We start from the raw sequence: 18844 nt of genomic DNA, 5'->3' as shown, positions 1-18844 counted from the left end.
GTGATTAGAGTTATGCTGGTTGACGATGAACCGCTTATTCTTGAAGGATTGAAGTATATACTCGATTGGGAAGACCTCGGATTTACCATTGTAGCGACAGCAAAGGATGGCCTGGAAGCGCTCAAGCTATCCAGGGAAGTGGAATTTGATGTATTAATCACTGATATCAAAATGCCCGAACTAACCGGCCTGGAGTTGATCGAGAAGATAAACAAGGAAAAAGAATCGATTAAGTCCATTATTCTTTCAGGCTTTCAAGAGTTCGACTTAGTGAAAAAAGGCCTGGAACTTGGTATTGAGAATTACCTGTTAAAGCCCATTAATGAAGAGGAGCTCTTGTCTACCATCCTTCATTTGAAAGAAAAAATAGACCGGATATCGCTAGAAGAAGAGTCTATCCTTATCCTCAGGGATCACTCCATTTGGAGGTGGCTGATGGGAAAAATGACGGACAATGATTTTAAAGAAAGAATCTCGTTCTACCCAAGGGTCAATATTCAAACACCTCTTCGTCTGGGTTTGGTAAAAACTGAATTGGAAGAAGCGATACACCTCCAGAAAACGATCGAGGAAGAAACGAGTACATTGGCGGTCACGACACCTTCAGGGGATATTCTGCTTATATGGTCTGAAGAGTCTTTTGAAGCAGAGAAAGCGGAGGTCTCCTTGATTGTTGAACATGAGTGTAACGGGAAAGAACACGTTGTTGTCATGAGTAGAAGAGTAGATGTCATCGATGATGCCCAGAAGGTGTACAGGGAGTTAGAAATGGCGTGTGAATTGAAGATGCTGCTGCCGGATCAAGATCATCGTATAGCAGAGGAAATGCACCTGAAAACGTCAACATCGGACAAGCAGACGATCAACTATTTGAAACCGGATATTCTGGAGCACTTAGCGAATCAGGAATATGATGCTGTTCGGAAATATTTAAGTGGGACCTTCACTCAGCTTGAACAGGATAAAGAGGTATTCATTATTAAAAGCATGATGCTGGAATATTTCTTTCAGATGAAAAACAAGTTTCTGATTTCCTTGGAGTATACTCAATACGTTCAATTAATCCATCAGATCCTTTACCTTCATGGCAAGGAAGACGCCCTTGCCATCATGGATCAGTGCATCAGGTACATTGAACAGGAGGATAGTGGAGAAGAGAGGAAAAGTCCAATTATTCAAACGGTTCTTACGTATATCCATCAGAACTACTCTGAAGACATGTCCTTGAAAACACTCGGTCATCGTTTTCACATCAACCCTATCTATTTAGGACAATTATTTCAGAAGGAAGTCAAAGATTCGTTCACCAAATATCTGAACCATCTGAGAATTGACAGGGCCAAGAAACTCTTGATGACTTCACATGAAAAAGCGGGTCATATCGGTAAAAAAGTAGGTTATACAGATGCTACTTATTTCTATAAACAGTTTAAAAAATACGAACGTGCAACCCCTTCCGAGTGGAGGAAACAACATTCACAGGCATGAGAAAAAGTCTCTTTTTAAGAGGCTTTTTTTCATAGTTTCCTGAAAATATAGTTTATTTTCAGGATTGTATTTATTTTGACCAGTAAATCTAAGATATCTCAACTTTTTATCATGTAAGGGTTTTCATATAATTGACGTATAGAGTTAAGAAAGGAGGAAAAACATGAGCAGAGTCAATCGATTTGTTAAAAATGTGTACGATAACCGCATATGGCTATTCATGATTTTACCAGGGTTCATATGGCTCATTGTCATGAAATATATTCCCATGTTTGGGCAGATCATTGCATTTAAGAACTTTCGGTTTCACCCGGATGGCTTCTTTGCCAGCGTATTTCACAGTGAATGGGTGGGATTCGAAAATTTTCAATTCTTGTTTAGTACAAATGATGCGTTTGTCATAACGAGAAATACCTTACTCTATAACATCCTCTTTATCGTAGTCGGACTGATCTTATCTGTAGCCGTAGCCATCATATTAAGTGAAATCACGAAGCAGAAATTAGCCAAAATCTATCAGACTGGAATGTTATTTCCTCATTTCTTATCGTGGGTGGTAGTGAGTTACTTTGTATTTGCCTTTCTAAGTGTAGACAAAGGATTATTTAATAGTGTTTTGGCTTTCTTTCATATTGAGCCCGTTTCGTGGTATAACGAACCAAAATATTGGCCTTATTTCATCACCGTCATCAGCCAGTGGAAAGGCGTAGGATTCAGCAGTATTGTGTATCTTGCCGCTATTGTCGGTATCGATCGTACGCATTATGAAGCTGCGATGATCGACGGAGCCAATAAGTGGCAGCAGATCCGTCACGTCACCATCCCGATGATCATGCCGCTCATTGTCATATTGACGATACTGAATATTGGCAGCATCTTCAGTGCCGATTTCGGGTTGTTCTATCAAATCCCCCGTGACTCAGGTCCCCTTTACTCTGTAACGAATGTTATTGATACATATGTTTACCGGGGATTGATGACAATGGGAGATATAGGAATGAGTACAGCGGCTGGTTTATACCAAGCAACCGTTGGATTTATCTTGATTCTACTAACGAACTATATTGTGAGAAAGATTGATGAGGATAATGCCTTGTTCTAAGAAAATATCTTAGAGAGAAAGGAGAGTACTAGATGGAGACATCTACTAATGTCACGACGAGTTACCAGAAGGAAACAGATAAGAAAAAAACGAAGAAAAAAACGTATAACCCTTATGGATTTTCAGGTAAGACGAGCATCTTCATGCATCTATTGCTTGGTACCTTCGCCTTTCTATGTATCTTTCCGTTTTTATACGTGATCATCATTTCCCTTAGTAATGAACAATCTTTAGCGGAAAATGGTTATCAGCTTATTCCGGAACAGTGGAGTTTAGAGGCCTATAAATATTTATGGGAAATGAAGGCCCAGGTTATAAGAGCTTATGGTGTAACGATCTTAGTTACGGTATTAGGTACGTTCATCAGCGTGACGGTCATTGCGTTATACGCCTATGCGATATCAAGAAAACAGTTTGTATTCAGAAAGCAATTTACGTTTATCGCCTTTTTTACGATGCTATTCAGCGGAGGGATGGTTCCATTCTACATCGTGATGACCCAATTCCTTGATCTGAAGAATTCGATGTGGGCCTTGATTCTCCCGATGGCGGTCAATGCTTTCTACATCATTATCATGAGAACGTTCTTCCTAAGATCCGTACCGGAAGCCATCCTTGAATCGGCCCGCATCGACGGAGCAGGAGAGTGGAGAATTTTCTTAACCATTGTGCTGCCGTTATCTGTTCCAGGGATCGCAACCATTGCACTATTCAATACCCTAGCGTATTGGAACGATTGGTTCAACGCTCTCCTTTTCATTGACGATCCGAACTTGATACCATTGCAATCTCTTCTAATGCGGATTGAGAACAATATGGACTTTATTAAACAGAATGCCATGCTTTCAAACCAAAACAGCTCAATCCTGGAATCAATTCCACAAGATTCAGCCAGGATGGCCATGGTAGTGATTGCCACTCTTCCGATTGCTTTATCGTATCCGTTCTTTCAGAAGTACTTTATAAAAGGACTGACTATTGGAGGAGTAAAAGATTGATCGTATTCATAGAAGGAGAACAATTCCTTTTTTGATAGAGCAACTATATTAAACGAACTGGGGGATGGAAATGAAAAAAGTAGGGGTATTTTCACTTGTATTGGTGCTGCTTATAGGGATGCTGGCAGCGTGTAGCGGAAAAAGTTCAAGCGGGGAAACATCAGGTGACTCCACCGATGATCATGTTACTCTGACCTGGTATTTAATCGGAACTCCTCAAAAAGATGTTGACGATGTCATGAAAGAAGTGAACAAGTACACGAAGGAAAAGATCAACACCTCTATCGACCTGAAACTCCTGGATTGGGGAGAGTATAATGACCGGATGCAGGTGATCACAACTTCCGGGGAAGAGTATGATATTGCCTTCACAAGCTCATGGGCCAACAATTACGCGTTGAATGCAAGAAGGGGAGCCTTTGTTGGATTAAATGAGTTAATGGATGAATACGGGAAAGACATGAAGAAACTAATTGATCCGGCATTCCTTGAGGGAGCCAAGATCGACGGGGAACTTTATGCAGTACCGACGAATAAAGAAGTAGGCCAGCAAGCCGTCCTTTCCTTTAATAATGAACTGGTGAAAAAACATGGACTGGATATTTCAAACGTGAACTCCATTGAAGATCTGGAGCCACTGCTCGCTGTCATTAAAGAAAAAGAAAAGAATGTCACACCTATTGCCACATTTGATGCGTATCTTCCTTTCGACTCCATCCTTCAAGAGGAGTTGCCATTTGCCTTCCGTTTGGATGGAAACACGGATGAGGTTGTGAACAAGTACGAAGAAGATATTACGATGGAAACGTTAAAAACGATGCATGAATATTATAAAAAAGGCTATATCCAAAAAGATGCAGCAACAAGCACAGACTCATGGCCACTGGAAACGGCTAACTGGTTCGTCCGGAAAGAAATTTATCAGCCATACGCAGAGGCCATCTGGTCCAGATCAGCAGGATATGAAATCGTGACGAGAGAACTTCATGAACCGTATATCTTCAATAACTCGGTCACGGGTTCCATGCAAGCCATTTCAGCCACTTCTAAACACCCTGAAAGAGCCATGATGTTCTTAAATCTATTAAACTCCGACGAATATTTAAGGAACTTGCTCGATAAAGGAATCGAAGGGGTTCACTACGAAGAGAACGAAGATGGAACGATCAAGGACTTGCCTGCTCGTGTTGAAAACTATAACATGCCGAGCTTTGCCATCGGGAATCAGCTGATCCTGAAGCTTTACGAAGATGATCCGGCAGACAAATGGGACGCATTTGAAGAATTCAATGAAAGCGCAAAAGCGTCTCCGGCACTTGGTTTCTACTTTGACTCCAATCCTGTTCGAACGGAAATTGCAGCAATCTCGAATGTCACAAGTGAATTCTCTCCTGCCTTGTTGAAAGGTGCTGTAGATCCTGAAGAATACTTACCGGCTTTCAATAAAAAGCTGGATGAAGCCGGAATGCAAAAAGTACTGGATGAAATTCAAAAGCAATACGATGAGTGGAAGAAGGAACAGTAGAAGCGCTTCATACTAGGAGCATCTGATTACGTGATGAGCAGCAACAGTAAATAATTTGAAGAGAAGGGTTCATACAAATGGGAACCCTTCTTTCAGTTGGAGGGAGAGCCATGTTATATGGTGCAATAGAAGCCGGTGGAACGAAATTCGTTTGTGCCGTCGGGAATGAGAAGGGGGAAATCATCAGCAGGACGGTCTTTCCGACTCAAGATCCTGAAACAACATTAGGGAACGTCTACTCATATTTTTCAGACTACACGTTAACTTCGATTGGAGTGGGCTGCTTTGGTCCAATCGAATTAAATAAAAACAAGGCAAATTTTGGGCAGATTTTAAATACTCCTAAACTTTTGTGGAAGAATTTCAATATCTATCAAGCCCTCTCCTGTCACTTTTCTGTCCCTGTTTTTGTGGATACAGATGTGAATGCAGCTGCATTGGGAGAATTTCATACAGGAGCTGCACAGGATTCTGACAGTTGTTTATATATAACCGTCGGAACGGGTATCGGAGCGGGATTTGTCCAAAATGGAAAAGTGTCTAAGGGACTCTTCAATACCGAAATGGGCCATATTTATGTACCTGTGCATCCGGAAGATCCTTTTGAAGGCGGTTGTCAGTATCATGGAAATTGCTTAGAAGGCATGGCTTCTGGTTCGGCTATCCTTACCCGATATGGAAAGAAAGGATACGAGTTGGAAGAGGTGAAGGCAGTTTGGGAGCTTGAGGCCTACTACCTGGCCCAAGCCATCGTAAACTACAGCTTGATCCTCGCCCCAGAAAAAATCATATTGGGCGGGGGGGTCATGAAGCAAACCATCCTTTACACACTCATTCGAGAAAAAGCAGCAAAACTTCTTAACCACTATGTCCAAATAGACGACTTCGAACAGTATATTGTGCCTCCCCAATTGAATGACAATCAGGGAGTGATCGGCTCGCTGTTGTTGGCTAAAAGGGACATGGGGACAGGCACCCTGTCCCAAAAATGAAAGAGACGAGGGGATTCCCTCGTCTTTATTAAGGTTCTGGGACAAGGGACCTGTCCCCCCCGTCCCACCACCCTGGGACAAAGGGCCACAACCCCGTCCCCCAAAAAAATAAAAATAATTAAAGGGTTTTCATTCATACATCGGGAACATGAATCATAGTAACCAAAGTGTCCCTTCTTTTCACCTGGAATGGAGGGGCGAATCTATCATGAGGAGGCTGCTATGAAACAACCATTATTTCTTAAACCTGTATTTCACGAGAGGATATGGGGCGGAACGTCATTGAAGTCGAAGTTCGATTATGAAATTTCCTCGGAGCTGACGGGAGAGTGCTGGGCGATATCGGGACATCCGAACGGCCAGAGTACCGTGAAAAATGGTACGCATGCGGGAAAGACGGTCGGGGAGCTTTGGGAGGAGAAGAGGGAATGGTTCGGTGATCATCCTTCGCCGGTCTTTCCGTTACTCACCAAGATCCTGGATGCCAATGACGATCTTTCTGTTCAAGTTCATCCGGATGACGAGTATGCCAGAGAGTATGAAGAGGGAGAGCTCGGGAAGACGGAGTGCTGGTATATCATCGATTGCGATGAAGGGGCGGAGCTGATCTTCGGGCATAAGGCAAGGACGAAGGAAGAGTTTGTGAGGATGATCGAAGACGGAAAGTGGGACGATCTTCTACGGAGGGTACCGATCAAGCCAGGGGATTTCTTCTTTGTCCCGAGTGGAACCATCCATGCTCTTTGTAAAGGCACGTTGGTCCTTGAGACCCAGCAGAACTCGGATACGACATATCGCGTCTATGATTATGACCGGCGGGATCAGGACGGGAAGACCCGTGAGCTGCATGTCCGTCAATCCATTGATGTCACGGCGGTCCCTCATCAGACGCCCGAAGTGAAGCACAAGGTGGAAAAGCGTGATGGGGCCGAGGTGACCACTTATGTGGAGGCGGATTATTTCACCGTTTATAAATGGCGCATCAATGGCCGGGCCTCTTTTCAACAGGATCAACCCTTTCAGCTTGCCAGTGTGATAGAAGGCGGGGGAATGCTCCATGTAAGTGGAGAAAAGCTCTCGTTGAACAAAGGCGATCATTTTATTTTACCTTCTGGAATGGATCATTTTGAGCTTGAAGGCGACATGGAGATCATTGTATCCCACGTATAAAAAGTGAACAGGGCCCTCATTTATGAGTGTTCGAGGCACCACTATGGATTTTTGTGGAGCATTATTCCACCAAAAAAATAAAAAATGGAGAACATATTCACAAAAGCGCTTTCATATGCTAGGATAGAAACAAGCTAGGAAATCTCAACCATGGAAGGGGGAAAATGGTTTCGTTGATTTCAAGTTTAAGAGAACACCAGATGATGAGTCATACCTTAGGCAAAAAACTACTCTACTATACCCTGGAAGTTAAGCAGGGACACAGTGCTGCGGTGGATATCTTGTTTGTCCAGGATGGTAGGGATTACATCGAACTGGGTCAACTTCATCAGGCACTGCATCAAGTCTTACAGGGGGAAACCGGCAGGGGTCTTCATCTCCTTCTCGTACTCGTTCCTCCATCCACCTCAGAAGAACGCTATCATTATTATCATCCATCAGGCAAACACCATGATCAGTATATTCAATTCTTCAACCAAGAGCTTGTGCCGCACATTGAAAAACGGGTTGAATCTACAGGAAAAGAAAGCCGGAAGACAGGACTGCTGGGAGATTCCCTCGGGGCTGCGATCTGTCTCACGATCGCATGTGATCAACCACAGAAATGGACCCATTTGCTCCTTCAATCCGGAGCGTACACAGATTTTCACGCTTGTAAAATTCGGAATATTGAAACAAAAGCACCTTGGCATGTGTATCAGACCGTCGGAATCCAGGAAATATCCGTCATCTATCCGATCACAGGCGAAGCCTTCTCCATCCTCTCGGCCAATCGCGCTCTTCATGAAAGGCTTCAACTCATCACAGAAAACCATACATATGTCGAAGAAGATGAAGACCATTTATGGGATTTCTGGAGAAGGGACCTTCCAAGGGCACTGCACTCATTTTTAACAAAGGGGTAACAACAGCAACTAAAAGGGGAAAGGGATGAACAATATGTTTAAAAATGGAAAGTTTCTATTAACGCTCATGTTGATGTTTGCTATGCTATTTACAGCTGCCTGCAACAGCAGCAGTTCAAGCTCTTCTGAAGGACAAAAAGAGGGATCGAAAGATGATCCGGTGGAAATCGAATTCTGGACCATGCAGTTATCTCCGACATTCGATGATTATTTAAACGGTGTCATCGCCGATTTTGAAAAGGAAAACCCGAATGTGAAAGTGAAATGGGTCGACATTCCTTGGGGCGATATGGAAACGAAGATTCTTTCAGCGGTCGCTTCAAAGACGGCTCCTGATGTAGCGAACTTGAATCCTCAATTCGCGGCTAAATTAGCAGAACTTGATGCACTGGTGAATATGGATGAAATGGTACCGGAAGATGTAAAGAGTGAATACTTCGAGAACATCTGGACTTCCAACACGTTTGATGGGAAGACGTTCGGTATTCCTTGGTATCTTTCTTCTCAAGTGACGATGTACAACTCAGAGATCTTCAAGGAAGCAGGATTGGATCCTGAGAAAGCGCCGGCAACGTTCGATGAGCTGAAAGAAGTGTCTAAAACGATCAAAGATAAAACGGGTAAATACGCATTCTTCCCGGCCCTTGATGGAAGTCACCTTCTAGAGACAATGGTGATGATGGGCGTGGACTTAACCAATGAAGATATGACGAAAGCGACGTTTAACACGGCTGAAGGGAAAGAAGCGTTCAACTTCTTCGTGGACCTTTACAAGAATGATCTGATCCCTCGTGAAGTGTTGACGGAAGGCCATTCAAAAGCGGTTGATTTATATCAAGCGGGTGAAATTGCGATTTTGGCATCAGGTCCACAATTCCTGACGATTGTAGAAGAAAATGCTCCTGATATTTTAAAAGCAACGAAAACGGCTCCGATCATCACGGGTGAAACAAATAAGAAGAACGTAGCGGCGATGAACGTCGTTGTACCGAAGCAATCCGAGCATCAGCAAGCAGCAGTGGACTTCTCGATCTTCCTGACAAATGCTGAAAACCAGGTGGAATTTGATAAACAGACGGCAATCCTTCCATCCATCGAAACAGCGTTAGACGATCCATACTTCAGTGAAGAGCCTGCAGATGCGACTCCGATTGATAAGGCGCGTATCGTGTCAGCCGGTCAATTGAAGGACAGTGAAGTGCTGATCCCGCCGATGAGTAATTTCGAAGAGCTGCGCACAGCCATGAACGAAGCCCTTCATGCTGCGATGCTTGGGGATATGACAGTGGATGAAGCATTGGAACAAGCCGAAATGAAATGGAACGAAACACTATCTAAATAAGGGAATGACGGAAAGGGAGTCTATCTCCCTTTCTGCATTTCAATGAAAGCACGGTGATGACAAGATGATCAGCAAGGAAATCGTTTTTGAACAACTGAAAGGAAAGCTGGTGGTTTCCTGTCAGGCTCTGGAGAATGAACCGCTGCACGGAGCGGATGTCATGGGGAAGATGGCAAAGGCAGCGTACGTCGGTGGGGCATCGGGGATCCGGGCGAACAGTGCAGCTGACATTCAAGCGATCAAGCAATATGTGGACTTACCGATCATCGGTTTGGTGAAACGGGACTATCCGGGAAGCGAGGTCTACATAACAGCTACCCGAAAGGAAGCGGATGAACTCATCCAGGCAGGGGTGGACATGATCGCGATGGATGCGACAACCAGACCGAGGGCGAACGGTGAATCCTTGGAAAGTCTGATGACGTATCTGAAGGCGAAAGGTCAAACCATCATGGCAGACGTTTCTACATATGACGAGGCTGTGAATGCGGCAAGACTTGGGGCAGATTGTGTCAGCACCACCATGTCAGGGTACACACCCTATTCACCCCAGCAATGCGGACCCGATTTCATTCTATTGAAAAGATTGGTTGAAACACTCCACGTACCGGTGTTTGCTGAAGGCCGGATTTCGACTCCGGAAGATGTCAATCGTGCACTTGATTTAGGTGCTCATACGGTTGTGGTAGGATCTGCGATTACGAGGCCACAGGAGATTACGAAAAAGTTCGTGGAATCCATACAGAATAGAGGAGGGACACAAGATGCACGCACAAACGGCGTCAAAGAGCAAATTAGGCGGATTGATTAATAGTTACTTTCCTTCCTTGACGAAATCGGAACAGAAAGTAGCGGCAGTCGTGCTGGACCAGATGGAAAAGGCCCTTTACTATTCCGTCACCGACCTTGCAGATGTGGCAGAAGTGGGGGAAACGACGGTGTTACGGTTCTGCCGGAAGATCGGCATGAAGGGCTATCAGGAATTCAAGTTGGCGATCGCCAAGGATTTATCCTCCCTTTCCCAAGAAGAAGAATCAGACCCAAGTAAACCGACGGGGTTCATTCATTCGATTGCTTCCTATACGAAGAATGCCATTGATGAAACCGTCAATAAATTGGATGATCCTTCTTTGGAGAAGGCGATACAACTACTGGCCGGAGCAGGGTCCATCCACTTCTTCGGAGTCGGAACATCAGGTCTGACGGCTCTGGATGCGAAAAATCGCTTCTTGAGAATCGGATACCGTTCCGACGCCGTCATTGACCCCCATATTCAATCGATGACGGCTGCAACCGTGAAGGAAGGGGATGTGGTGGTCGGGTTAAGTATTTCAGGGAGTACGAAGGATACCATTGATTCCCTGTCACTGGCGAAGGAAAATGGGGCGAGTGTGATCGCCATCACCTACTATGCCCGTTCACCGATTACGAAGCTTGCCGACGCGGTTCTATTAAGCGGAGGGAAAGAATCCCCCCTTGAAGGCGGGTCGATGATTGCGAAGATTTCACAGCTGTTTGTCATTGATCTATTATGTACGGGCCTTGCCCTCAACAATAAAGAGTTCTCCCTCGGGATGAAGGAAAAAACCGCAAGAGCTGTCGTGGACAAAATCTATTAAGTAGCCAGGGGAAAAGTGGGTGACATAATGAATGCCATCGGAATCGATGTAGGGGGTACTGGAGTCAAAGGATCGATTATCCGTGAAGATGGGACGATCCTCTATCATGAAATGGTCCCCACCGATATTTCACAAGGTAGAGAAGGAATCCTCCAATCAATCTATAAGGTGATTGACTTACTACTGCACAAAGATCAAACAGTCATTGGAATTGGAATCGGCACCGCAGGGCGTGTCGATCGGGAGAAGGGGGAAATCGTCTTTGCGACGGCCAATCTCCCTTCCTGGCAAGGGACCAATGTGAAAGTGGAGATCGAAACAAGATATGGGCTGCCCTGCGTCGTGGAGAATGATGCCAACGCGGCTCTTATAGGAGAGCTTTGGAAACGGGAAGGAAATCCCGAAACGGCGGTCATGCTGACACTCGGTACTGGAGTCGGGGGAGCGAATGCCATAAACGGTCAGATCCTAAATGGCCATCATCATCAGAGTGGGGAATGGGGACATGTTGTGCTCGTTCCCAATGGAAAGCCATGCAATTGCGGGAAGAGGGGATGTCTGGAGCAATACCTGTCGGGTACAGCACTGGTTCAGGCCGTTCTCACCGAAACGGATCTTTCTTTCCGGCATGGCTCGGAGATATTTGAGGAATATTCAAATGGAAATCAACAGGTCAAACAGGTGGTTGACCGATATCTGGATCATCTGGCCATTGCGGTATACAACATTTCGGTGGCCATCGATCCGGAAGTCGTGTTCATTGGTGGAGGAGTCATCGATTCCAAGAGCCATTGGTGGGCCGGCTTCCAACATAAATTGAAGGAATATTTTGTCAAATCCAGCATTTATCCTGCTGTCCTGGGTAACAAAGCTGGAATGCTTGGAGCCGCGAAGCTACTATTTCAAGTGATGGAGAAAAGAGGGGAGTCCGTTTGAGAAATCATCCGTTAACACCATTTCTATTTTTAATACCCGGCGTCATCATCCTGGGTGCGTTTATCTTCTATCCCATGCTCAATGCCATCTGGTTGAGCTTCACCAACTATAATATCGTGACAGAAGCCGAATTCATCGGGCTTGAGAATTATAAAGAATTATTTTCCGATGCTCTATTTTGGAAAGTGCTCGGCCAGACCTTATTATACTTACTCATTGTCGTCCCGGCCCTTGTTATCCTCCCGATCTTTCTCGCCATCTTAGTCAACCAGCAGGTAAAAGGAATCGGATTCTTCCGTTCCGCTTATTATGTACCGGTTGTCACATCGATGGTCGTGGTGGGGATCGCATGGAAATGGGTGTATGCCGATAAAGGGATCCTGAATTACATACTGGAATCGGTCGGCCTCATATCAGAACCGGTGAATTGGCTGACGTCGACGTCTACGTCCATTTTCGCCGTAATGGTTGTGACCATTTGGAAAGGGCTTGGCTATTATATGGTCATTTACTTAGCGGGACTGCAATCGATCTCTGATGATCTATATGAAGCAGCGGAAATCGATGGGGCAAGCAAATGGAAACAAATCTGGCATATTACGATTCCTCTATTGATGCCTTCCATCATGATTGTCACCATTATGTCATCCATCTCCGCCATGAAGGTATTCGAAGAGATTTACGTCATGACGGGCGGCGGGCCGCTGAACAGCTCGAAAACACTCGTATTCTACATTTACGAAGAAGCCTTCGATAAGCTGCAGATGGGCTATGCAAGTGCAGCCGGGGTGATCCTATTCATCATCACACTGATCTTCTCAGTGATCAATATTACATTCATGAGCAAAAAAGAATCTGCGATAAAGGGGTGATTCTCCATGAGTTCTCCTTCTCTTGGAACCAGTAAAGAAAATCCAACCGTACTTTCTGTCAAAAAGCCAATCAATGTCAAAAAGGTGGCGAAACGCGTTCTTCAATACGCGACCCTCCTATTCGTCACACTCATCATGGTCGGTCCATTCCTATGGCTCCTGGCGACGTCCCTGAAATCAGGCAGCGAGAACATCTTCTCGTACCCGCCACAATTCATACCTGAAAAAATCACGTTCGGAAACTATGTGGAAGTGATGGAATTCTTCCCGTTCTGGCGTTACTTATTCAACAGTGTCATCGTGTCGGTTGTCACTGTCCTATTGAATATCGTGTTCTGTTCATTGGCGGCCTATCCGTTGGCACGGATGAACTTCCGCGGGAAAAACATCGTCTTCGTCCTGATCCTCAGTACGATGATGGTGCCGTTCCAGCTTCTGATGATCCCGATTTATCTCTTGGCTCTGGACTTGGGTCTTCAAAACACGTATGCAGGTTTGATTCTTCCCCATGCCACAACGGCCTTTGGGATTTTCCTTATGCGTCAGGCATTCCTTACGATTCCATATGAGCTGGATGAATCGGCACGGATGGATGGGGCCAATGCGTTCCAAATTTGGTGGAGAGTCCTGATGCCGTTGGTGAAACCTTCCCTCGTCACCCTTGCGATCTTCACCTTTATGATGGCATGGGGCGATTTCCTCTGGCCGTTGATCATTTTAAATGACACAAGCATGTACACCTTACCGCTCGGAGTGAATACATTGGCCGGTTCCTTCTCGGCGAACTGGCGTTATATCGCAGCAGGATCGATCATTTCGATTCTTCCGATCATCATCATCTTCTCCATCCTGCAGCGCCACTTCATCGCAGGCGCCATGAAAGGGGCGGTGAAAGGATAATGGATAACAAGTTGACCTGTCATATCGTCTTTCAAACCCACTGGGACCGGGAATGGTATCTGCCCTTTGAAGTGTTCAGGCATCGATTGGCGCAGGTGATGGACCGGATCGTTTCCGGTCTTGAAACCGGTGAACTGAAGCAATTCGTCCTGGATGGTCAGATGGCCGCTTTAGAAGATTACTTTGATGTGTGTGAAGGCGCCATGAAAGAAAAAGTCCTTCATTTAATAGAAGAAAAGAAAATCATCATCGGACCATGGTATGTACTCGCTGATGAGTTCCTGGTGAGCGGGGAATCCCTGATCCGGAACCTTGAAGTGGGAATGAAGCTCGCCGGCCAGTACGGGGAATCCCAGAAGGTCGGGTACTTACCGGATACGTTCGGGCACGTGAGCCAGATGCCTCAGCTTTTAAAAGGCTTCGGGATTGGTAACGCGATTTTGTGGCGTGGCATTCAAGCCCGGACGTCCGAATTCAACTGGGAATCACCGGATGGATCCCGTGTCTTTACGGCCTTTTTGCCGGAAGGGTACTACCAGCCGTTACTGAATGAAGACAATGTAGAAGAGCAAATGAAGACCTATGTGGAAAAAGTCACACCGTATGCGACGACTTCCCATATTTTGTTGACCAACGGCGGCGATCACTTGATGCCGAAGCATGGGGATTTGATGGGACGAATAGAAGATCTTCAAGGAGAAGTGGAGTATAGATCGAGTACGTATGAAGAATTCTTGGCAAGCGTCCAAGCCGAGATATCAGCCGACCTTCCCCTGTATGTAGGGGAGATGAGAAGCAATGAACATATTTACGTCCTTCCGAATGTCCTTTCGACGAGAAGCTATTTAAAGCAGCAGAATCAAGAAATGGAAGACGAGCTGACAGGGTATGCAGAACCCCTTGCCGTTCTTTGCAGCAAAGGGAAGTATCCCCACAGATACCTGGAGGAATCGTGGAAACTGCTGATGCAGAATCAACCCCACGACAGCATATGTGGCTGCAGCATCGATGAAGTCCATCGGGAAATGGAGACGAGGACGATGATGTTGAAGCAGAGGCTGGAGTCCATTCAGATGGGTTCCCTATCTCATGCCGGCGTTCAGGATCCGATGTTCTCAGGAAACGGAGCGAGGAAGCCATTTGAAGATAACAGTGTGTTCACTGTCTTCAATCCTCATCCAAGGTCGTTCAAGGGCTGGGTTTCGGGAGAAATCTGGTTGAAAGAAGATCGGACGTTTCATTTGAAAGATCATACTGGAAAGTTCTATACCCCTGTCATCAAGAACAAGAGGAGTGGAAGGCATTTTGCTTCGCCCCTCGATGCGTTTCCCGATTTTAAAGAAGGAACGTTTTACGACGTTGAGTTTTATGTTGAGCATCTTCCGGGCACCTCCCTTTCAAGCTTCAGGGTAGAAGCGGGGGAATACGAGGAATTGCTGGAGGCGAAGGGCGAGGCAGTAGAAAACGAGTTTTACTCCGTTGAATTGAGTGGGGATGGAACCCTTGTGTTAGTAGATAAAGAGACAAGGAGGAGGCACGCTGGATTACAACGATTCTATAGTTCACTTGACGCAGGGGATGAGTACAACTACTCCCCACCGGTGAACGATGTAAAGACGTATGCGGAGCGTTTTTCTTCCCCGACCGTGAGGAAGTCATCCGGCGTTCAGGAAATGACATATGAGCTGAAGCTTGAAACCCCGGCAGGATTGGATGAGACAAGGACCGGTCCATCTGATGGATCTGTCATGACCACCATCCAAATCAAGATTACCTTACGGGCTGGTGATCGAAAGATGTATGTGGCCTACACCATCGACAATCACTCGAAGGATCAACGTCTTCGTGTGCAATATCCTTTAGGGGGTTCCACCCGTTACACATATAGCGATACAGCATTTGATGTAGTGAAGCGAACAGCAAGGAAAGAGGAACAATTTGATGCTCCGAAGCAAAATGAAGTTCCGGTGGTAGTCGAGCCTTCCCTTTCTTTTGTTCGGTCAGAGAGCGGGTTCACGTTCTACCATCGTGGTTTACAGGAATACCAGGTGACAAGCTTAGGGGAACAAGATGCGTTGGATATCACGTTGATCAGGAGTGTCGGCTGGCTGTCCCGGGATGATCTCAGAACCCGCGGCGGAGGGGCCGGTCCGAGTATGGAAACGCCTGAAGCCCAATGTATCGGCCGCTATACGTTTCATGCCGCATTTGAATTTACACCGGATAAAGGTCTGGGACGAGTAGCGACGGATGCTCATGTCTACCGTGTACCGCCTAGGATTTATCCCGGGGAGACACAAGAAAATGAGTTAACGGGGTTAGTAGAATTTGATAATGAAGAAGTGCAGTGGAGCTCACTCAGACGGGTTGCGGATGGAGTGGAGCTCCGTCTATGGAACCCGACAGATCGGGTGCAGCCTGTGACGTTCAAATCCCATGCCGAGGGGATCGAGCGTGTGGATTTTCTGCATGAACGATTGAACACGGTAGAAAACGCGGCGGATCAGCTCAACCCGAAAGAAATTACTACTTTCCTATTAAAAGGAGGAAGGAATGCATGAACAGAAAGATTGCCCTCCTGCCTGTCGATGGTAGACCGGTGACAAGGGAGCTCCCGAAGCAGATCGCATCGATCGGAAATTGGGAGGTGTTGATTCCAGATAAAAGCTTACTCGGCTTTTTGAAAGAGCCCGGGGATATGGCTGCACTGGAAAAGTGGATATGGAAAGTGGCGCCTGAAGTAAACGGATTTGTCCTGTCCATTGATATGCTGGGCTATGGCGGCCTCGTTCCGTCACGTGTATGCCTGGATGGGAAAGAAGCCATCATACAGCGAATCGGCGTCCTCCGCTCATTGAAAGAGAAGTACCCTGACAAAGCATTGATGGCGTTCAGCTCGACTATGCGCATTTCCAATAACTATGTAAACGAGGAAGAGAAGGAATATTGGAGTGATTATGGAGTCGAGCTTTGGGAGTATTCGTATCACGTTCACCGCTTTGATAAAACCGGGGATGTCGACTCCAATCAAAAGGTCCGGGACTTAAAGGATCGGATACCTTCAGACATTCTGGAAGACTATTTATCAACCAGACTGAAAAACTTTCAGGTGAATGAATCCCTGTTGGAAATGGTAGAAGGCAAAATCATCGATGTCCTTGTCTTCCCACAAGATGATACTTCTGAATATGGGCTGAATATAGGGGAGCAGGAAGAGCTCTCAGATCAAGTGGCGGAACGGGAATTATTCCAAAACGTCTTTATCTATCCCGGAGCCGATGAGGTCGCCAATACGCTTGTGGCAAAGATGATCTATCAGCTGGAACAAGTGGAGTTTCCGACCTTCTACCCTATCTACAGTGGGGAAATCGGGGCATTGTCGACTGCGATGTATGAGGACCGTCCGATATGTGAATCCGTGAAGGGTCAGATTTATGCCTTTGGCGGCTATACGGTCGATCAAGGGGCAGAAGCGGATATCGTGTTCGCCGTCAATGTTCCCGGAAAACGCCAGGGAGACCTTGCCCTGCAGAAATTCCTTGGAGAAGTCGACACACCGCATCGCAACATCGGTGAGTGGATCAAGCGCATCGCTCATTATCTCCGTCAGGATAAGCTGGTAGCGGTAGCCGATACCGCCTATGCCAATGGGGTGGACTCAAGGATGCTTCCCAGACTTCTTGCAGAGATAGAGGTTTCCCGATTAGCGGGATTCGGAGGCTGGAATACAGCGGGAAACACATTGGGAACAGTCGTTGCACAGGCAGCCATGGTCCATTTGCAGAAAAAGAAGGCCACTCTCCCCCAAGAAGAGGTAAAAGCGAGAGTACTGGAAGAAATGACATTGCGATTACTGGATGACTACGTCTATCAGTCGGTTGTCCGTCAAGGGGTGCGTGCCGGGATCGATGAGGCAGCAGTGGGTCATGAAAAGCTTTTGATTACAGTGAAGGAAGCGTTCTTGAAAGAGTCTGGGGCGTTTCTGGCAAAACACGGTCTTTCCTTTCCCCTTGAAGACGTTTATCTGCCCTGGAACCGGACCTTTGAAATCGGCTTGAGGTGGAGGGATGAGTCATGACGCTCAGGATCGGTGTCGATTTGGGCGGGACCAATATCCGTGCGGCCCTCCTCGATGAAAAGGGGACGATTCTAAGGGATGTAAGGGAGAAAACAGAAGCCCATGTGGGACCGGTGAGGATCATTGCGAAATTGATTTCACTAGTGGAACGTGTCAAAGGGGAAGAGCAGGTGAAGGGGATCGGGATCGGGTGCCCGGGACCCCTGGACGCAAAAATGGGCACCATCCTCTCACCTCCCAATCTACCGGGATGGGACAGGATTTCACTGGCATCGATTGTGGAAGAGCATTTTCAATTACCCGTGAAGGTGGATAATGATGCGAATGTGGCTGCAGTGGCCGAAGCATTGCTCGGAGCAGGTGCCGGGTGTGAAAGCGTGTATTACTTGACCGTGAGCACAGGCGTCGGCGGGGGGCTCGTCATTAATGGAAAGGTCTTTCAAGGGGCGGATGGATACGCGGGAGAGGTGGGGAATATGATTGTCGTTCCAAACGGGATCAGCCACCCTTCTTTGAACGCCGGGGCCCTCGAAACCCTCGCAAGCGGCACCGCCATTGGATTAGCGGGTGCAGGGAAGGGGATTTACGGTGGGGCTGAGGAAGTATTCATGGAAGCCAAAGCAGGAAATCAGGCTGCCCAGACGATCATTGATGCGGCCATTGAATATCTGGCCATGGCCATCGCCAACCTGACTCATGCAATCAATCCTGAAGTATTCGTCGTGGGTGGTGGAGTCATGAATTCAGAAGAACAGGTCCTGCTTCCCCTAAGGGAAAAAGTAAAGGGATATGTCTATCCCGGCTTGAAAGAAAGCGTCACCATCGTTCCGTCACAGCTTGGATCGAATGCAGGCGTGATCGGTGCAGGGTTCATCATTTAATCAAACGTTTGTTTAATGCTTGTAACAAGGGGAATC

Annotated in this window: 16 protein-coding genes; all 16 read left to right on the top strand. The window is 46.4% G+C overall.

Annotated elements, in window-relative coordinates; translation table 11 throughout:
• The 16 genes from AAEM60_RS21560 (at position 1) to AAEM60_RS21485 (ending at position 18808) form a co-directional block, all read left to right on the top strand.
• Positions 1 to 1488 carry a response regulator transcription factor gene (locus tag AAEM60_RS21560; protein WP_341357111.1) on the top strand — a complete coding sequence of 496 codons (1488 nt, stop codon included), beginning with the start codon at positions 1 to 3 and terminating at the stop codon, positions 1486 to 1488.
• Between the two features lie 163 nt (positions 1489 to 1651).
• Entirely contained in the window at positions 1652 to 2590 is a 939-nt protein-coding gene (locus tag AAEM60_RS21555; protein WP_299744349.1) for a sugar ABC transporter permease, read from the top strand.
• Positions 2591 to 2733: 143 nt separating this feature from the next.
• Complete coding sequence (locus AAEM60_RS21550; protein WP_299744555.1) at positions 2734 to 3588, top strand: carbohydrate ABC transporter permease; 855 nt, start codon at positions 2734 to 2736, stop codon at positions 3586 to 3588.
• A 70-nt stretch (positions 3589 to 3658) separates the two neighbouring features.
• On the top strand, positions 3659 to 5113 hold the full coding sequence (locus tag AAEM60_RS21545) for an ABC transporter substrate-binding protein (protein ID WP_341357110.1): 1455 nt from the start codon (positions 3659 to 3661) through the stop codon (positions 5111 to 5113).
• A gap of 110 nt (positions 5114 to 5223) precedes the next feature.
• Positions 5224 to 6105, top strand: a complete 882-nt coding sequence (locus tag AAEM60_RS21540) for an ROK family protein (protein ID WP_341357109.1) — start codon at positions 5224 to 5226, stop codon at positions 6103 to 6105.
• A gap of 222 nt (positions 6106 to 6327) precedes the next feature.
• Positions 6328 to 7275, top strand: coding sequence for a mannose-6-phosphate isomerase, class I (gene manA, locus AAEM60_RS21535; protein ID WP_341357108.1), 948 nt, complete (start codon positions 6328 to 6330; stop codon positions 7273 to 7275).
• A gap of 164 nt (positions 7276 to 7439) precedes the next feature.
• Positions 7440 to 8180, top strand: coding sequence for an alpha/beta hydrolase-fold protein (locus AAEM60_RS21530; RefSeq protein ID WP_341357107.1), 741 nt, complete (start codon positions 7440 to 7442; stop codon positions 8178 to 8180).
• 25 nt (positions 8181 to 8205) lie between these two features.
• The gene (locus tag AAEM60_RS21525) at positions 8206 to 9522 is read left to right on the top strand and encodes a sugar ABC transporter substrate-binding protein (RefSeq protein WP_299744362.1); all 1317 of its coding nucleotides are present in this window, start codon (positions 8206 to 8208) and stop codon (positions 9520 to 9522) included.
• A gap of 64 nt (positions 9523 to 9586) precedes the next feature.
• Positions 9587 to 10333: an N-acetylmannosamine-6-phosphate 2-epimerase gene (locus AAEM60_RS21520; protein WP_341357106.1), complete on the top strand. Its 747-nt coding sequence runs from the start codon at positions 9587 to 9589 to the stop codon at positions 10331 to 10333.
• Positions 10287 to 11141 carry a MurR/RpiR family transcriptional regulator gene (locus AAEM60_RS21515; RefSeq protein WP_299744368.1) on the top strand — a complete coding sequence of 285 codons (855 nt, stop codon included), beginning with the start codon at positions 10287 to 10289 and terminating at the stop codon, positions 11139 to 11141. The genes AAEM60_RS21520 and AAEM60_RS21515 overlap by 47 nt, the downstream gene beginning before the upstream one ends.
• Before the next feature lie 27 nt (positions 11142 to 11168).
• Positions 11169 to 12077: an ROK family protein gene (locus AAEM60_RS21510; RefSeq protein WP_299744371.1), complete on the top strand. Its 909-nt coding sequence runs from the start codon at positions 11169 to 11171 to the stop codon at positions 12075 to 12077.
• Complete coding sequence (locus tag AAEM60_RS21505; RefSeq protein ID WP_341357105.1) at positions 12074 to 12949, top strand: sugar ABC transporter permease; 876 nt, start codon at positions 12074 to 12076, stop codon at positions 12947 to 12949. Before AAEM60_RS21510 ends, AAEM60_RS21505 begins: the two co-directional genes overlap by 4 nt.
• 6 nt (positions 12950 to 12955) lie before the next feature.
• The gene (locus AAEM60_RS21500) at positions 12956 to 13849 is read left to right on the top strand and encodes a carbohydrate ABC transporter permease (RefSeq protein ID WP_299744377.1); all 894 of its coding nucleotides are present in this window, start codon (positions 12956 to 12958) and stop codon (positions 13847 to 13849) included.
• The gene (locus AAEM60_RS21495) at positions 13849 to 16410 is read left to right on the top strand and encodes a glycoside hydrolase family 38 C-terminal domain-containing protein (RefSeq protein ID WP_341357104.1); all 2562 of its coding nucleotides are present in this window, start codon (positions 13849 to 13851) and stop codon (positions 16408 to 16410) included. The genes AAEM60_RS21500 and AAEM60_RS21495 overlap by 1 nt, the downstream gene beginning before the upstream one ends.
• Entirely contained in the window at positions 16407 to 17927 is a 1521-nt protein-coding gene (locus AAEM60_RS21490; protein WP_341357103.1) for a DUF4127 family protein, read from the top strand. Before AAEM60_RS21495 ends, AAEM60_RS21490 begins: the two co-directional genes overlap by 4 nt.
• Positions 17924 to 18808 (top strand): ROK family protein, encoded by an 885-nt coding sequence (locus tag AAEM60_RS21485; protein ID WP_341357102.1) that lies wholly within the window; start codon positions 17924 to 17926, stop codon positions 18806 to 18808. Before AAEM60_RS21490 ends, AAEM60_RS21485 begins: the two co-directional genes overlap by 4 nt.
• Positions 18809 to 18844 lie beyond the last annotated feature (36 nt).

It is taken from the genome of Rossellomorea sp. y25, assembly GCF_038049935.1.
Taxonomy (GTDB): domain Bacteria; phylum Bacillota; class Bacilli; order Bacillales; family Bacillaceae_B; genus Rossellomorea.
Note: the sequence above shows the minus strand (reverse complement) of the source record. Positions and strands in the feature narration are given on the sequence as shown.

Bases quoted from the DNA above. Each gene is read 5' to 3' on its own strand.
- AAEM60_RS21555 (WP_299744349.1), top strand. From the start codon at position 1,652: ATGAGCAGAGTCAATCGATTTGTTAAAAATGTGTACGATAACCGCATA.
- AAEM60_RS21550 (WP_299744555.1), top strand. From the start codon at position 2,734: ATGCATCTATTGCTTGGTACCTTCGCCTTTCTATGTATCTTTCCGTTT.
- AAEM60_RS21545 (WP_341357110.1), top strand. From the start codon at position 3,659: ATGAAAAAAGTAGGGGTATTTTCACTTGTATTGGTGCTGCTTATAGGG.
- AAEM60_RS21540 (WP_341357109.1), top strand. From the start codon at position 5,224: ATGTTATATGGTGCAATAGAAGCCGGTGGAACGAAATTCGTTTGTGCC.
- manA (WP_341357108.1), top strand. From the start codon at position 6,328: ATGAAACAACCATTATTTCTTAAACCTGTATTTCACGAGAGGATATGG.
- AAEM60_RS21530 (WP_341357107.1), top strand. From the start codon at position 7,440: ATGGTTTCGTTGATTTCAAGTTTAAGAGAACACCAGATGATGAGTCAT.
- AAEM60_RS21525 (WP_299744362.1), top strand. From the start codon at position 8,206: ATGAACAATATGTTTAAAAATGGAAAGTTTCTATTAACGCTCATGTTG.
- AAEM60_RS21520 (WP_341357106.1), top strand. From the start codon at position 9,587: ATGATCAGCAAGGAAATCGTTTTTGAACAACTGAAAGGAAAGCTGGTG.
- AAEM60_RS21515 (WP_299744368.1), top strand. From the start codon at position 10,287: ATGCACGCACAAACGGCGTCAAAGAGCAAATTAGGCGGATTGATTAAT.
- AAEM60_RS21510 (WP_299744371.1), top strand. From the start codon at position 11,169: ATGAATGCCATCGGAATCGATGTAGGGGGTACTGGAGTCAAAGGATCG.
- AAEM60_RS21500 (WP_299744377.1), top strand. From the start codon at position 12,956: ATGAGTTCTCCTTCTCTTGGAACCAGTAAAGAAAATCCAACCGTACTT.
- AAEM60_RS21495 (WP_341357104.1), top strand. From the start codon at position 13,849: ATGGATAACAAGTTGACCTGTCATATCGTCTTTCAAACCCACTGGGAC.
- AAEM60_RS21490 (WP_341357103.1), top strand. From the start codon at position 16,407: ATGAACAGAAAGATTGCCCTCCTGCCTGTCGATGGTAGACCGGTGACA.
- AAEM60_RS21485 (WP_341357102.1), top strand. From the start codon at position 17,924: ATGACGCTCAGGATCGGTGTCGATTTGGGCGGGACCAATATCCGTGCG.